Source organism: Pontibaca methylaminivorans, assembly GCF_900156525.1.
Taxonomy (GTDB): Bacteria; Pseudomonadota; Alphaproteobacteria; order Rhodobacterales; family Rhodobacteraceae; genus Pontibaca; species Pontibaca methylaminivorans.
The window spans coordinates 841,630-855,493 of record NZ_FTPS01000001.1; the positions used below are offsets into that span (position 1 = coordinate 841,630).

The 13,864-nt window shown below is 61.5% G+C and carries 14 protein-coding genes and 2 pseudogenes; 6 read left to right on the forward strand and 10 right to left on the reverse strand.

The annotated features are described in order from the left end of the window. Window positions 1-7: 7 nt before the first annotated feature. Window positions 8-550 (reverse strand): biotin transporter BioY, encoded by a 543-nt coding sequence (locus B0B01_RS04100; protein ID WP_076647786.1) that lies wholly within the window; start codon window positions 548-550, stop codon window positions 8-10. A 201-nt stretch (window positions 551-751) separates the two neighbouring features. Beyond that, on the reverse strand, window positions 752-1,513 hold the full coding sequence (locus tag B0B01_RS13255; protein ID WP_200805404.1) for an MFS transporter: 762 nt from the start codon (window positions 1,511-1,513) through the stop codon (window positions 752-754). An 80-nt stretch (window positions 1,514-1,593) separates the two neighbouring features. Between B0B01_RS13255 and B0B01_RS13395 the strand changes: the two genes are divergently transcribed. The 3 genes from B0B01_RS13395 (at window position 1,594) to B0B01_RS13010 (ending at window position 5,191) form a co-directional block, all read left to right on the forward strand. Continuing rightward, window positions 1,594-2,880, forward strand: a complete 1,287-nt coding sequence (locus B0B01_RS13395; protein WP_234967701.1) for an ArsR/SmtB family transcription factor — start codon at window positions 1,594-1,596, stop codon at window positions 2,878-2,880. Between the two features lie 688 nt (window positions 2,881-3,568). Further along, window positions 3,569-4,528 (forward strand): hypothetical protein, encoded by a 960-nt coding sequence (locus tag B0B01_RS13005; protein ID WP_143733008.1) that lies wholly within the window; start codon window positions 3,569-3,571, stop codon window positions 4,526-4,528. 165 nt (window positions 4,529-4,693) lie between these two features. Further along, window positions 4,694-5,191, forward strand: coding sequence for a hypothetical protein (locus B0B01_RS13010; protein ID WP_076647793.1), 498 nt, complete (start codon window positions 4,694-4,696; stop codon window positions 5,189-5,191). Window positions 5,192-5,290: 99 nt separating this feature from the next. On the opposite strand, the gene B0B01_RS04120 is transcribed toward B0B01_RS13010, so the two are convergent. Beyond that, entirely contained in the window at window positions 5,291-5,863 is a 573-nt protein-coding gene (locus B0B01_RS04120; RefSeq protein ID WP_076647796.1) for a GNAT family N-acetyltransferase, read from the reverse strand. Window positions 5,864-6,050: 187 nt separating this feature from the next. Between B0B01_RS04120 and B0B01_RS04125 the strand changes: the two genes are divergently transcribed. Both B0B01_RS04125 and B0B01_RS13535 read left to right on the forward strand, forming a co-directional pair. After that, entirely contained in the window at window positions 6,051-6,743 is a 693-nt protein-coding gene (locus B0B01_RS04125; protein WP_076647799.1) for a TetR/AcrR family transcriptional regulator C-terminal domain-containing protein, read from the forward strand. Window positions 6,744-6,778: 35 nt separating this feature from the next. Continuing rightward, a complete protein-coding gene (locus B0B01_RS13535) occupies window positions 6,779-7,255 on the forward strand; it encodes a helix-turn-helix domain-containing protein (RefSeq protein WP_327082980.1) in 477 nt (158 codons plus the stop codon). Here the strand turns inward: B0B01_RS13535 and B0B01_RS04135 are convergent. The 7 genes and pseudogenes from B0B01_RS04135 to mobQ all read right to left on the reverse strand — a co-directional run. Continuing rightward, a complete protein-coding gene (locus B0B01_RS04135; protein WP_076647802.1) occupies window positions 7,150-8,787 on the reverse strand; it encodes a recombinase family protein in 1,638 nt (545 codons plus the stop codon). The genes B0B01_RS13535 and B0B01_RS04135 overlap by 106 nt on opposite strands. A 25-nt stretch (window positions 8,788-8,812) precedes the next feature. Continuing rightward, a complete protein-coding gene (locus B0B01_RS04140) occupies window positions 8,813-9,337 on the reverse strand; it encodes a GNAT family N-acetyltransferase (RefSeq protein WP_076647805.1) in 525 nt (174 codons plus the stop codon). Then, entirely contained in the window at window positions 9,330-9,620 is a 291-nt protein-coding gene (locus B0B01_RS04145; protein WP_076647808.1) for a type II toxin-antitoxin system TacA family antitoxin, read from the reverse strand. Before B0B01_RS04145 ends, B0B01_RS04140 begins: the two co-directional genes overlap by 8 nt. Window positions 9,621-9,666: 46 nt before the next feature. Beyond that, on the reverse strand, window positions 9,667-9,900 hold the full coding sequence (locus B0B01_RS13260; RefSeq protein WP_076647811.1) for a hypothetical protein: 234 nt from the start codon (window positions 9,898-9,900) through the stop codon (window positions 9,667-9,669). Next, window positions 9,890-10,108 (reverse strand): helix-turn-helix transcriptional regulator, encoded by a 219-nt coding sequence (locus B0B01_RS04155; protein WP_076647814.1) that lies wholly within the window; start codon window positions 10,106-10,108, stop codon window positions 9,890-9,892. Before B0B01_RS04155 ends, B0B01_RS13260 begins: the two co-directional genes overlap by 11 nt. Before the next feature lie 137 nt (window positions 10,109-10,245). Further along, entirely contained in the window at window positions 10,246-12,324 is a 2,079-nt protein-coding gene (locus B0B01_RS04160; RefSeq protein WP_234967702.1) for an AAA family ATPase, read from the reverse strand. A gap of 331 nt (window positions 12,325-12,655) precedes the next feature. Continuing rightward, window positions 12,656-13,192, reverse strand: a pseudogene (gene mobQ, locus B0B01_RS13400) (MobQ family relaxase); the annotation flags it as partial. On the opposite strand from mobQ, the pseudogene trbJ reads away from it, so the two are divergent. Beyond that, window positions 13,134-13,853 (forward strand): annotated as a pseudogene (trbJ, locus tag B0B01_RS04165) (P-type conjugative transfer protein TrbJ). The pseudogenes mobQ and trbJ overlap by 59 nt on opposite strands. The last annotated feature ends 11 nt before the right edge of the window (window positions 13,854-13,864 follow it).

The following is a 13,864-nucleotide window of genomic DNA, read 5'->3' on the forward strand; positions in this document are numbered from 1 at the left end:
CGCCCCTTCAGCGCGAAATCACCGGATACGACCGGCGCACGGTCATGATCACGCTCGCCGCGATCAGGCATTTCACGATGTCGCCCGGAATGAACACGAGCGATCCGGTGAGCGCCGCAAGCGGAGAGATCCGCGCCGAAACCGCGATCCACGGAACACCGAACGCATACAGCACGAGCACCCCGCCGCCAAAGCACAGAAGCGCCGCCAGCGGAAAACCGAGCCGGTTCCAGAACCGCTCGACCAGCAGGCCGGTGACGAAGGCCGCCGGAACGAATCCGATGAGGAACCCCGCGGTCGGCCCGAAAAAGACGCCAAAGCCCCCGTGCCCCCCGGGCAGCAGCGGCAGGCCGATCGCGACAAGGCCAAGAAACAGCAGAATCGCCGCCGCCCCCCGCCAGGCGCCAAGCACCCCGCCCGCGAGCATCACACCCATGGACTGCGCCGTGATCGGAACGCCGATCATCGGCAGGGTGACCGGCGGAAACACGGCAAGCGCGCCCATGATCGCCGCGAACAATGCGATGAAAACCATGTCACGGGTGGTCATGGCGGTTCCCTCTGGTTCTGCTTCGTCCAGACCCCTTACGCCGGAACGGACCCTTTTTCCAGCTTGCTCATGGTGAAGGGATCGGGGCGTCGTCAAGCGATGCTGGGGACCGCCCTCGCGAACATCGGTCGTTTCTCGGCATGGCTCATGTGCAGGTTTCGCGCGGCAGGCCTCCCCGCATGATCCGGAGTGGCCGCCGGCTCATGCCGGGGCCGAGAGCAGCTTGCGATTGCGCCAGCCGAGCCAGACAAGGGCGAGAGCGGCCAGGCCGAGCCAGGGCAGCAACAGCAGGTTCATCATTTGCCAGCCAAAGACCTGGAGCAACGCGGCGGCGCCGAAGGAACAGACAAGGCCGACAACGAAGATGGTCATGTCGTTGGTCGCCTGCGCCTTGCCGCGCTCAATCGGCGCATATGTTGTCGTCAGCAGCGCCGTGCCCCCGATATAAAGAAAGTTCCAGCCCACCCCAAGCAGGACCAGCGCACCGGCAAAAGAGCCGAAGCCGGTGCCGGTCAAGGTCAGCACGACATGGCCGGCCAGGACAAGGACGCCGATCAGCATCACCTGAAGCACGCCAAAGCGGGCAATCAGCGCCCCGGTGAAGAAGGACGGCAGGAACATTCCCAGCACATGGAGCTGGATGACCGTCGCGGCCGCCGACAGGTCGTGATGGTGGTGCACCATAGCAAGCGGCGTCGCGGTCATGGCGAGGATCATGATGCCATAACCGGTCGCCGCGCCGAACAGCGCTACCAGATAGGCCGGCTGCAGGACGATCGCCGGCAGGGGGCGGCCGGCCCCTGCGGCTGCGGTCTCCGCTTTCGGAGCCGGGATGCGAAGCCCGAGCAGCACGCCCGCCCCGCCCATCGACACCAGCGCCACGAGCAGGAAAGAGCCGGCATATTCGGCGGAAAGCAGGTTCGCGCCATAGCGGCCGACCAGCGGCCCGGCGAGCGCCGCCACGACGCCCCCGCCATCACCAGCGAGATCGCGCGCGGCCGGAAGGCGTCATCCGCTACCTCGCCCGCGGCGAAACGATAGAATTGCGCGAATGCCTGGTAGGCGCCGACAAGGAAAGCACCAAAAGACAGGAGCAGCAACGAACCGGCCCAGATGCCGGCCGCGCCGGACATGCCACCGACCACCCCGAGCAGCGCGCCGAGCACGAAGCCGGCCCGCCGCCCGACGCGCGTCATCCACATCGAGGCCGGGAAGGTCACGACGGCAGTGCCGAGGAACATGGCCGCAATCGGCAGCGTCGCAAGCTCCGGCCGCGCGGCGATCTTGGCGCCGGCAAGCGCCCCCACCGTCATGACGAGCACCGATACCGTCTGAAACAGCGCCTGCGCGCTGGCGAGCAGGAAGACCTGTCCATGCATCGAGGCGCGCGCCATCAGACGACCGGCCCCCTGGCGGCGATCATGGGGGCGGCGGCCGGGTCGCCCATGGCTCCGCGCCGGGCGCAGCTTGTCATGGTGGCATCCGGCGCTGTCCGGCCTGCCCCGCATGCACGGGCCGGCTGCGGGACGTCGCGGCAACGCCCGGTCTTGCGGGGCGGATCATTGAGAACGCGGCGCGTGGTCACGATGGCGTTGCCCCTCCCCGGGGCGTCGTGCTATTTTACATTCAATAATTTCATTGAGCGAACTAGCGTCGATCCCTCCACCATGTCAATCCGCAACCCGAAGCACACCCTCTACGACCAGTTCGCTATCGTGGCGAAGGCGTTCGGCAATCCCCTGCGGCTGGAACTGGTCGAACACCTGGCGCAGGGGCCGCGCAGCGTCGATGCGCTGGCGACCAGGCTCGGCCTGCCGATCGCCAATGTTTCGCAGCATCTCCAGGCGATGCGGCGGGCGGGACTCGTGAGGTCGCAACGCGATGGCAAGTTCGTCAACTATCATCTGGCGGACGACAGCGTGCTTGCCGCATTCGCCGCGATTCGCACGGTCGCCGAGCGCCATTCGGCCGAAGTGGACCATGTGATCCGCGACTGGTTCGACCGCCGCGACGATATGGAGCCGGTCTCGCGCGAGGAACTGGCCGCACGCATGGAGGACGGCATCGTCACCGTCATCGACCTGCGGCCCCCGGACGAATTCGCGCTCGGCCATCTGCCCGGGGCGATCAACGTGCCGCTGTCCGAACTCGACAGTCGCGTGGCCGAACTCCGCACCGGCCGCGAAATCGTCGCCTATTGCCGCGGTCCCTGGTGCATCATGTCGTACGAGGCCGTCGCGCAACTGCGCAAACGGGGCCTGGCCGCACGCCGCCTGGCAGACGGCCTGCCCGAGTGGCAAGCGGCGGGAATGACGGTGGAGCGATCCTGAACGCGGCTGGCCTGCCCCGGCAGAGGGAGCAACGATTTGGCATTGGAAACCCAAAAATCAGCCAGTCAATCAAAGGGGGTTGGAGTAAATGGCGCGCCGCGCTGGGTGAAGATGACAGCTACATCTACGCTATAGCCCTATAAAATAGATGGTCGAAGGCCAGCCGGAATCCATTGAAATCACGCCGGATTTCCGACCGTTTCCATTTCGTGGCGCCTTTCCAAGGTTCAGACGGTCCCGGCGCTTTCGCGCCGGGGCTTTGTCACTGGCGGCCCTCCGGCTCACTACAGCGCAATGTGGAAGCGCGTTCGCCTCCAGGCCGGCGCGGCTGCTGCCGCGTTACCTCTCCTTGTTCGATAGATATCTAAAGACCGCCTCGCGGGGCCAACAGCAGTTGGTCGGTATAGCTGCGCGTCTGGCCGAAATGCACGACCGCTTCTTGACCGCGATCGCAGGGATGCGGGCTGAGCACAGGGGACACGGGCGTCATCAACAATGCTCTCAGGGTTCACTCGATATATCGACAGCGGTTTTGGCCTACCGTGATAAGGTTTTCTAAGTTGAATCATTGAGCAAGCGTCTGTGGGAAAACATGTCCAGAATTGGTGTCATTGACGAAGCGCGTTTACGTCATCTGCCTGAGAAATATCATGCAGCACATGAGTTTTGCTTTCATCTGCATGACCAGATGGCTGCCCTTCTGGTCGAGATGGAATCTACGGGAGCAAACGAGGTTTCGGTTTCGCTATCAGACGAATCCGAAAGGGACCTCCTTGAGTCAAGCGAGAGCGTCATCGATTTTCTGAATAGCACTGGGCGATCTAAATTCGCAGATCGTGCAATACTAAATACCATTAACATGGTTCTATTTTCTGACATGCTTCATTTTCTTTATGAAGCTCTGATATCTCTAGAAAAGAAGAAATTCACAGTAGCATTGTCGCTTATGCGAAAGCCTCTCAAAGAGGGTTTCATATTGGCTTCGTGGATTTGTGCTGACGAAGCTGAATTCCTCGAAAATCTGAAGTTGGACCCCGCAAAGACGTTTGATCAAGGAGAAATCTCCCCCGAAAAGAAGATTTCTCTAATTGAAGGAGCGAAGGGAAAATGCAAGGGATCCGATTTCATTGCTTCTGATCAGATATATAGCATCATCTATGATCGGAAGAACGAATATGGGCTGGCACCTCTGTTTGATAAGGCAACTCACCTTGTCACAAGAAACCCACACATAGCGACTGAACAGCTAAATATAAATTTTATATTTAAGAATCCTCTTGATAATGATATATATGAGAATATTTATGCCGATTTGGCAAAAACACTCATGTTTATGAATCTCATTCAGATCGAACTCTACAGCCGAATGGGTGCGGTTAAAGAAAAATATAAGAATTGGTTATTGCTTACATCATTGGGAGTTTATGGAGCTATTTTCCTTAAAGGAAGACCTCCGCTTTTGAGATTCGTAAATTCGACGATGAAGGAATTTATGAATTGTCCGGGATGCGACACGGCTTTTAAGATCAGGAAAGCCGAGGCACCTAGCTTCTTTATTCGAGAGACTGTTACCTGTCGGGAATACGGGATGGAACATCATTTTCCACTCGGCTGGCTACTCTCAAAGGTTGAGTGGACTTTAGAATAGGCGGATATGGCGAGAGCGAAGGATCGAACCCTTGCCCGAATCTCGCTAGTCGATCCCTAAGCCTTCAGCGAATTAACGCGGCCGACGACAGTTTCATTCCGCCCGATTAGTCGGTGCGGCGCGAGGTAATGCATTACGTGTTCGCGGGCCTAAGCTGCATCAAATATGCGTCAGATCGGCGCCAATCCGGTAGCCGTTTTGCAGAGCGACAGCCGCAACTATGCGCCTTTAGCGGAGGATTTCTCAGCAGCGTTCATGCGAGAAATGGGCGTGTTCAGTGTAAAATCGGGAACCGGCCTTATGGGCGAAAGAGACGGATTTTACGAGGGCAAGATTACAGAAGACGGCACCATATCGGGCCGCTTCTGGAAATTATTGTTGTCTGCACACTGGTTAGGCGACCGATTTCGGCACCATGGTTTTGAGGGGCGGCGTGCCGCGATTTTGCGCAAAGCTCTGGCTTTGCTGGGTTTTGAGCGGCACCATAGGCCCATATTGGCCTGTTTTCGGTGGTTTTGGCCAAAACCTCATATAAGCGCCAACGTCGATACGGAGATGATGGAGAGCAAGACGCCGCCGTTGCGCGCCGCCACGGACGGCGAGAACGTCAGCGGCAAGTTCGCCGTGGTCGTGAAATCCCATGAGTTCACCCTTGTCCCTTAGCGGCTGGTCAATGCCGCGAGGTTATGGGCATCGTGCGAGGTGGTGGCGTGGCAGTTGTGGCGGCAGAGGGGCTGGGCATCTAAGTGACACCCTCATGCCTCAAACCTCGACGAGATAGTTCACACTCATTTCGGTCTTGCCGGAGGGAACAATCTCTGGCCTGGCGTCACCCACCTGTTCAAATCCCGCGTTGAGAAGAACCCTCTCCGATGCAGGGTTTTCTTGAACCGTTCGAGCACGGAGCTTTCTCAGGCCCAGCTTACGGGCCATTTCTACGGCCAGCGTGAGGGCGCGGCCCGATACCTTTCGGCCACGATGCTCAGGCGCGACCCAATAGCCAACTTCCGCATCATCCGGCTTCACGTCAAAGATCACTAGACTTCCGAGAAACGAATTCGAGCTTGCGTCCGAGATCGTCAGGACGGCCAAGGTTCCGTCGCGCAATCCGTCTGCAATCACGCCTTGGATCATGTCACGAACGATCTGCGGCGTATATTCTGTCAATGGCAGATGCGCGAACTGCCTGACCAGTGCATCGGTCGTTCCGGTAGCATAGGCTTCTGCGTCCGCGTCCGACATGGCCCGGATCGTCACCACGCCGTCTGAGATCGGCAAAACTGCAAGGAAACTTCGATCTACGGAACTGCCGAGGGCATCGTTTGGATTGCTCATTCTTGCTTCCGTTGTTGTGTCGATTACTTCCATCTGCGGCACGATGCGGCGTCGGCTATCGTGGCGCGGCGTTCCGACAGACTCGCCATACCGCACTATAGATCAATGGCCTTTGACTCGAACAGTGTTTGAGTGATAGAGTAGTGCACTAGGACGCGCTCGACTGTCAAGTTTACGGGAGGCGGGAATGGCAAAGAACGGGCGATCAGGAACGGATCGCGGTTCCTCAACGATCTGGCTGAAACCGGCCAAACGTGCGCGCGACGTTCCGGCGCTGACGCGGGATCGTATCGTCCAAGCCGCTGTCGAGATTCTGGACATGCTGGGCCAAGACGGCTTGACGATCCGCAAACTAGCGGAACATCTGAACGCTGGCGCCGCATCCCTCTACTGGCATGTCGAGACACGCGACGATGTGCTCGAACTCGCACTGGACAGCGTCCTTGGTGAAATCCCCCTGCCAACAGAGCCGTTGGAATGGGAGAAGGAGGTGGCCCGCTTCCTGACCGAATGGCGGCAGACGCTTTTACGGCATCCTTGGTCAACTAGTCTGTTTGGCTTCCGACCGCTGCTCGGCCCCAATGCCTTGGCCCGATCTGAGCATCTTCGTGCGACCCTCAAAAGGACAGGTTTGCCGGAGGTCGATGTTGTCCATGCGGGATATACATTGTCAAACTTCATGCTCGGTTCGGTTGCTACGCAGGTAGCGTGGCAAGCCGGAAATGAAGCAGAAACGCGGGCGCGCGTTACCTCCTTCCTTCGGGAAAATGCGGCAGAATATCCAGCCCTTTCATCCCAGATCGAGAGTGAACCCGATGACTGGGACGAGAGCTTTTCTCGCGGGCTAGGCTGGATAATTCGCTCCCTCGCTATCTTATAGGTGGCGGGAAGATGCGGCGGCGACATTCAGCACCAATGATCGACCGTCAACGGGGAGTGCCAACCGCGCTCGGTTCACGCATCCCGCCCGTATCCTTGATTCAGACGTTGGCAGTCGCCGAATATCTGAACTTCCGCCACGCCGCCAACGCGCTCGGCGTAGCGCAATCCAGCGTCAGCGCCCGCGTGAAGGCGCTGGAAGAAGACCTTGGCATCCTCCTGTTCGAGCGCCACGCTCGGGGCGTCCGATTAACCGAAGCCGGATGTCAATTCGTTGAGCGGATATCTCCAAGCCAGCGCCCTTCGATATTGTCGTGGTGCATAGCTTCTCGCGTTTCTTCCGCGATCACTTCGAGATGGAGTCTATGTCCGGAAGCTCGCGAAGAATGGCGTCAAGCTCGTGTCCATCACGCACAAGATGCCACTGGCGGCATAAAGCGAATGTTCTGCTTGGGCTTCTGGTCGGTGGCAAAAGCGAGAATGCCCATAAGCTCGCCGCGCAGTTCGGCATGAACCTCGCCCCGCTTTGGGCCGGGGGTCAGAACGATCTCGCCGATGAGCGAGCGCAGCGCCTCGGCTGCTTCCCTGCCGCCATCGGGATCGTTGAGGGCTTCGGTGAACCGCTCCACGTTCCTGCGATAGACGTTGGCGATGTTGGGATGCACGTCCGGCACATCGGCGGGTGCCTGCGCCATGCGGGCGATGATCTCGGCCTTATCGCGCTCAAGCTCGTTCATCCGCGCTTTCATCGACGGCTGATACAGCCCGTCCTCGATAGCCGCCATGATGCCGGCAATGGCGCGCTCGATCTTCTGTAGCGCCTTCTGGCCCACGTCCGCCTGCGCGCGGCGGTCACGATTGAGCCGGTTGGTTTCCTTGGCATAGGCGCACACCGCTTCCGCGACGGCTTCGGACGACACCAGTTTCTCTTTCAGCCCCGCCAGCACGCGCGCCTCGATCTCGTCGCGCCGAATGGTGCGTGCGTTGTCGCAAATGCCTTTGCGCAGATGGTTGCGGCAGGCATAGCGGTCGGTCATCACCATGCTGATCCTGCCGCCGCAGCAGCCGCAGGTGAGCAGGCCGGAAAGAAGGGTGACGGGCCGGTTGGTCAGATGCAGCCGCTTGGCGCGGCCCTCGCGGGTGTTGGCAAGGTTGGGGCCGAACAGGGCCGATATGCCGCGCTGGCGCTCGCGTACCGCCTGCCAGAGCGCATCGTCCACGATCCGCAGATGCGGAACCTCGGCCCTGATCCATTCGCTTTCGGGATTGATGCGCGATATGCGCGTGCCGGTCTCGGGGTTCTTGATGAAGCGCTGCCGGTTCCATGCGAGAACCCCGGCATAAAGCTCGTTGTTGAGGATGCCGGTCCCGGCGACGGGATTGCCCCGGATCATTGCGTCGATCCACGGGCGTTTCTTGGGACCGGGGACGCCCTCGCGGTTCAACTGAAACGCGATCTCCTTGGGGCTTCGGCCGCTGGCGTATTCGCGGAAGATGCGGCGCACCACCTCGGCCTCGTCCTCCACGATAGCGCGTTCGCCCCGGATCGGCTCGCCGTTGGCGTCAAGCTGGTGGACGACGCGATAGCCATAAGCGGCCTTGCCGCTGCCCGCCTTTCCGGCCTCCACGCGCCCGCGCTGACCGCGATGGGTCTTGATGGCGAGGTCTTTGATAAACAGGGCGTTCATGGTGCCTTTGAGGCCGACATGAAGCTCGTTGATCTCGCCTTCGGACAAGGTGACGATGGAGACGCCGGCGAAGCGCAGGCGTTTATAGACGGCGGCCACGTCCTCCTGATCGCGGCTGATGCGGTTCAGCGCCTCGGACAGCACCATATCGAATCGCCCCGCCTGCGCGTCGGCCAGCAGCGCCCGGATGCCGGCGCGGAACATGGACGACCCGGAAATGGCCCGGTCGGAATAGCTCTCCACCACGGTCCAGCCCTCGCGCTCGGCGCGTTCGCGGCACTGGCGCAACTGGTCCTCGATGGAGGCGTCACGCTGGTTCTCGGACGAATAACGGGCGTAAAGGGCAATGCGGATCATTCTTGTTGTTCCTTCTACTGATCGGTCATTCGCTCTGCGCGGTATCCAGAGCGTCGATAATGGTCTTGAATGGCAGGATCAGGCTAAGCGGGCTGCTGTCGAGCAACGGCATTGCGCCAAAACGCTCGTACCAGTGCGCGGCCTTCTCGTCCTTGGCGTCGATAGCCAGCGCCACCCCGCCGACCTGTGCCGCCACGGCAAGCGCCCTTGCGCCCGCCGCCAGCAAAAGATCGCCGCCAAGTCCCTGACCTTGCATCGGAAGCGATACCGCCAGACGGGCGAGCCGATACACGGCAACCTCGTAGCGCCCTAATCCCTTCGTGAGCGTGGCGGGGACTTTCGCGAAGGCAATCGAGGCCGGACTGATGGAATAGTAGCCGAGAATGGCTTCGGGCGCTGTCGGGGACACCGCCACGAAGGTCTTGGAGCCCCCGCCCTCATGGTTCTGGCGGGCGTGCCGGCGCAGATATTCATTCAGTTCCGGCGTGCCGCAATCGAACGCCTTGCGGTCATGGTGGCGTCCGATGGCTTCTTCCCGCCAGTCAAGCACTCTTGCCGCCTCGGGCGATACGGCGGCGCGCGGCGGCAAGCAGGGCCGGCGTCGGGGCCGGCGGGTTTTCCAGAAGATCAAGCACGCGCAGGGAATCCCGCTCCGAAAGCGAGATGCGTTCGGCGTTCTCGACCACATCGCGCGCGGCCGGCAGGACAGCGCGCATGATGAAGCTGGTCACGTCTAGCCGCTCATGGGCGGCGGCGGCGGTGAGAAGCCGCTTTTCGTCGCGCGTGGTGCGCAACTCGATGCGGTCGTCACGATTGGGAAGTATCTGGGCCATAGCTGCCTCCTTCATGTACGGATATTACCCGTACCAATTAGGAAGATCAAGATGGCTCCTGCTCGTTGTCGGATTTCGGCTTGTTGTCATTGGCAGCGCGCATGGCCTTCTCGAAGTCCTCGCGGGCCATGCGCCTGCCGATCAGGCGGGCGATGGACAGCACCACCGCGTCCAGCCGCTCCGACGCATCGACCTCGCGCCCGGCCTCCTGTCCATCGGGCGGGCGGTTGTCGTTCGCCGGTCTTTGCTTCTCCCTGTCGTCCCTGCGATCAGAAGTCATAGAAGTCGAACTCGCCGCGCGGCTTCCACCCGGCAGGGTAGGCGATCCAGCGATTAATGTCGGATTCATGCCAGCCCGCGCCGTTGGCGCTGATCTTCATCTGGCGTGGGAAGGTGCCTTCGGCGATCTTGCGGTAGATGGTGGACCGGGACAGGCCAGTTCGGGCAAGAACGGTTTTCATGCGGATGATGCGGTCTGGCTGGCGCATGGTCCTGCTGCCTCCTACTGGTTGTTTCTGACGATTGCAGAGACCAGTGAGCGCAACGAATTATCGTTGTGCAACAATTATTTAGGTGCCTTAGTAGTATAGCGTAGAAACGGCGGTAAATAGGATGGTTTTACGCTCTACAATCCGATGCCTCGGCCTCTGCCAAGGCCGTGACTGAGGGCAAGTTGACGCCCGAGCCTCATACCTGAGTCGAAATCCATGTCGATGCCGAGCTGCTTCTTGCGAATTTCAAGCAGGGATTCCATCTGCGGATCGCGTTCAAGGCTCATCGCCATTTTGCCCATTTCAGCGCGGGCAGCCCTGTAGCCGGAATAGTTGCCCGCCGCATATTGGCGTTCGCTGGCCCGGTCGAGCTTGTTGAAGCGTTCCACGAAATGGTCCGCGCGCAGGTCGGGGTTCCTGCGCATTTCGGCTTCCATGCAAATGGCTCGCTTGACAGGCGCGGCGCGGTCGGGATCGCCGGATGCCGCCTCCATCGCAAGCTGGGGATTCCGCTTGTAAACAGCCTCGGCATCGCGCGCGCCGTCTGGCCTCAGGTCATTGAAGGCCGCGCGGGCTTCGTGCAGGTCTTGCACCTGCTGGGGCGTTTCGGCCCTGCCCTGATCCTGGGCCATGAAGATCGCGTCCACCACACGGGCATGGCGGATAAACGCCTGCTCCTTGCGCATGCGGTGCAGGAGCTCCTCCGGTTCCATCCCGGCCTCCTGCGCAACCTTCTCGACATTCCGCTGCACCTCCTGCCGCGCCGCCTCCCGTTCCGGCCCAGCCACGAGTGCAGGTTCGCCGGGCGCGCGCAGGCTGTCGATGAAGCCGTCCAATGCATCGCGCACGCGCTCGGGCATCAGCTTGCGCATGATCTCGGCGACACGGGCGCGGAAGGGGATGCCGCGCCGCTCGGCATAATCCTGCGCCGGGTCGATCTGTTCGTAGTCAGTCGCCATGTCCTTGGCCCGATCACGCGACAGGGTGTTGATGAGCTTGTCCTGATTGGCGAAGTCGTCGCGGCCGTAATGCAGGTCCATGCCGTCGCGGTGGCGGGACAGGGCGACATAGCTGCCGTGCGTGTCCATGCCGGGAGTCGCCAGAACATGCGTGCGATCCACGGTCATGCCCTGCGCCTTGTGGATGGTCACCGCATAGCCGTGGTCGATGCGGTTGTAGTCCTTGAGGTCGAAGGCAATGGAGCGGCCATCGTCGGTCTGCACGGTCATGCTTTGCGCGCTGACCTGTTCGATAGTGCCGAGGGTGCCGTTCTTCACGCCAAGGTCGCGTTCGTTTTGCAGAAACATGACGCGATCCCCGGTAGCGAAGCTGCGTTCGCCGCGTTCGACCGTCACACGCACGTCCTCGCCAAGATCGCCAGCATCCCGCATCCTGTCGCGGGCGGCTTCGTTGAGTTCCCGCACCTCGGCATTGGTGTGGGTGAGGATAATGCGGCTCGCGTCCGGTGACGCCTGCCGGTCTCGGTCCCAGCGGTCGATCAGATCGTCGCGGGCCTGCTCGCGGGTCTGGGATTCATGCACCATGTCATGACTGTCATAGGCGCTGATCGCATCGCCGGTCCTGCCGGTCGCCAGATCGCGCGTGGCGTTCCGCTGCCAGTCCTCACGCTGGCGGCGAACCTCGCCGATTTCCGCGCCGCCGTGGCGCTCGTGAATCGAGCGGAACGCCGCGCCTGCTTCGATGGATTGAAGCTGCTGCGGATCGCCGACTAATACGACCTTTGCGCCAGCCTCGGCGGCATGAGACAGCACACGCTCCAACTGCCGCGTGCCGACCATGCCCGCTTCGTCGATAACAAGCACATCGCGGCTGGTGAGCATGTCGCGGCCATTCTTCCAGCCGTGTTCCATGCTGGCGATGGTGCGGGACGCGATGCCCGATCCGCTTTCCAGATTCTCCGCCGCGATGCCGGATAGCGCCACGCCTCGGACTTCAAAGCCGGACGCCTCCCAAGCCTCGCGCGCCACGCCCAACATGGCGCTCTTTCCCGTTCCGGCGTAACCGACGACAATGCCAAGGTCGCGCCCGTCCGTGACATGCGCCAGCGCATCGGCCTGCTCGCCGGACAGGACAAGGCCGCGCTGCTCGGCGCGGGCAAGGGCGTCGAGTCTGTCTTTCTCGCTGACTTCGTGCCGCTCCTTTTCGGCCATTATTTCCGCCGCGCGATGCAGGCGCTGTTCCGCCTCGATCATGTCGCGGGTGGTGAACCGATCCTCGCCGCGTCCGTCCTACCCAAGCTCGACCAGATCGGGCGAACCACGCATCGCGCCCACCACCTCGTTGAACTGGTCGATGCCGTCGCTGTGCCGGTGCGAACATCGCCATGTCGCGCCGCGTGAAGGTGGATTGTTGATGTGTGATCGCGTCCAGCGCCACCGATGGGTCGGCGATGATGCGCTCGCCGTTGTTGCGGGCGATCTCGCGGTGCATTTCCGCGCGGTCGGCGGCCTCGATCCCTTCACCCTCGATCCGCTGCGCAGGTGCGCCGATCTGGCTTTGCGGCTCCAAGGCGATGCCCTGCGCCTCAAGGCTGCGATGGTCGATGCGGGCGTCAATGTCGAGTTCGGCCAGACGTTCGTTGACATGCTCGGCCCAGCGTTCGCGCCACCGCTCCACCATCTCCGTGCGGTTCCAGTCCCGCACCTTCTGGCCGAAGCCGTTCTCGTCCACGCTGCGCATGGTGAGCATGACATGGGCATGGGGCTTCGGCATCCCGTCCTCGCCGATGTCCCAATGCACATTGAGGTCGGCGATCATGCCCTGATCGACAAACTCCGACTGTGCGAAGTCGCGGGCAAGTTCGATCCCCTGCGCCTGCGTCATCTCGCGCGGAATGGCGAACTCCACCTCGCGGGCAAGCTGGGCATCCTTCCTGACCTCGAAGGCTTCAACATCGTTCCAGAGCCGTTCGCGGTCGCCAAGGTGTTCGGGCGCATTGTCCGGCAGCAATACCTCGGAATGAACGACGCCGCGCTTGGCGGAAAAGTCCTGAACGCGGTCGATGCGCTCATCGCGCATGCTGGCAAGCCCGGCCCATGCGCAATTCGGCTTCGGCCGCATCGTCTATGACCCGAGCAACTATGCGCAGAACGTGCTCACGGCAGCGCGCACGCTGGAGCAGATCAATAACCAGATCACCAGCCTTCAGAACGAAGCGCAGATGCTCATCAACCAGGCGCGCAATCTGGCGAGCCTGCCATATTCCTCGCTCCAGCAACTCCAGCAGAATGTCAGCCGGACGCAACAGCTTCTCGGGCAGGCGCAGAATATCGCCTTCGAGGTCGGCCAGATCGACCAGGCGTTCCAGAGCCAATACGGCAACGTCTCGCTTTCGACCACCGACGCCCAACTTGTCGCCGATGCGCGCAGCCGTTGGGAGAACACGGTCGGCGGCTTGCAGGACGCCATGCGCGTTCAGGCGGGCGCGGTCGGCAATATCGACAGCAACCGTGCCGAGATGGCGGCGCTGGTCGGCCAGAGCCAGGGCGCGACCGGCGCATTGCAGGCCACGCAGGCGGGCAACCAGCTTCTCGCGCTGTAAAGCCAGCAGCTTTCGGACTTGATCGCGGTCATCTCGGCCAATGGCCGGGCAAACGCCTTGTCGGAGGCAGAGCGCGCGACCGCCGCCGAACAGGGCCGCATCCAGCGCGAGCGGTTCCTGACACCCGGCGCCGGCTACCAGCCGGGCAATGCCCAGATGTTCAACAACGGCAACAACTGACCGGGAGGCTC

Coding starts and splice junctions, on each gene's coding strand:
- B0B01_RS04100 (WP_076647786.1), bottom strand. CDS start 550: ATGACCACCCGTGACATGGTTTTCATCGCATTGTTCGCGGCGATCATG.
- B0B01_RS13005 (WP_143733008.1), top strand. CDS start 3,569: ATGGCTGCCCTTCTGGTCGAGATGGAATCTACGGGAGCAAACGAGGTT.
- B0B01_RS13010 (WP_076647793.1), top strand. CDS start 4,694: ATGCGTCAGATCGGCGCCAATCCGGTAGCCGTTTTGCAGAGCGACAGC.
- B0B01_RS04120 (WP_076647796.1), bottom strand. CDS start 5,863: ATGAGCAATCCAAACGATGCCCTCGGCAGTTCCGTAGATCGAAGTTTC.
- B0B01_RS04125 (WP_076647799.1), top strand. CDS start 6,051: ATGGCAAAGAACGGGCGATCAGGAACGGATCGCGGTTCCTCAACGATC.
- B0B01_RS13535 (WP_327082980.1), top strand. CDS start 6,779: ATGATCGACCGTCAACGGGGAGTGCCAACCGCGCTCGGTTCACGCATC.
- B0B01_RS04135 (WP_076647802.1), bottom strand. CDS start 8,787: ATGATCCGCATTGCCCTTTACGCCCGTTATTCGTCCGAGAACCAGCGT.
- B0B01_RS04145 (WP_076647808.1), bottom strand. CDS start 9,620: ATGGCCCAGATACTTCCCAATCGTGACGACCGCATCGAGTTGCGCACC.
- B0B01_RS13260 (WP_076647811.1), bottom strand. CDS start 9,900: ATGACTTCTGATCGCAGGGACGACAGGGAGAAGCAAAGACCGGCGAAC.
- B0B01_RS04155 (WP_076647814.1), bottom strand. CDS start 10,108: ATGCGCCAGCCAGACCGCATCATCCGCATGAAAACCGTTCTTGCCCGA.
- B0B01_RS04160 (WP_234967702.1), bottom strand. CDS start 12,324: ATGATCGAGGCGGAACAGCGCCTGCATCGCGCGGCGGAAATAATGGCC.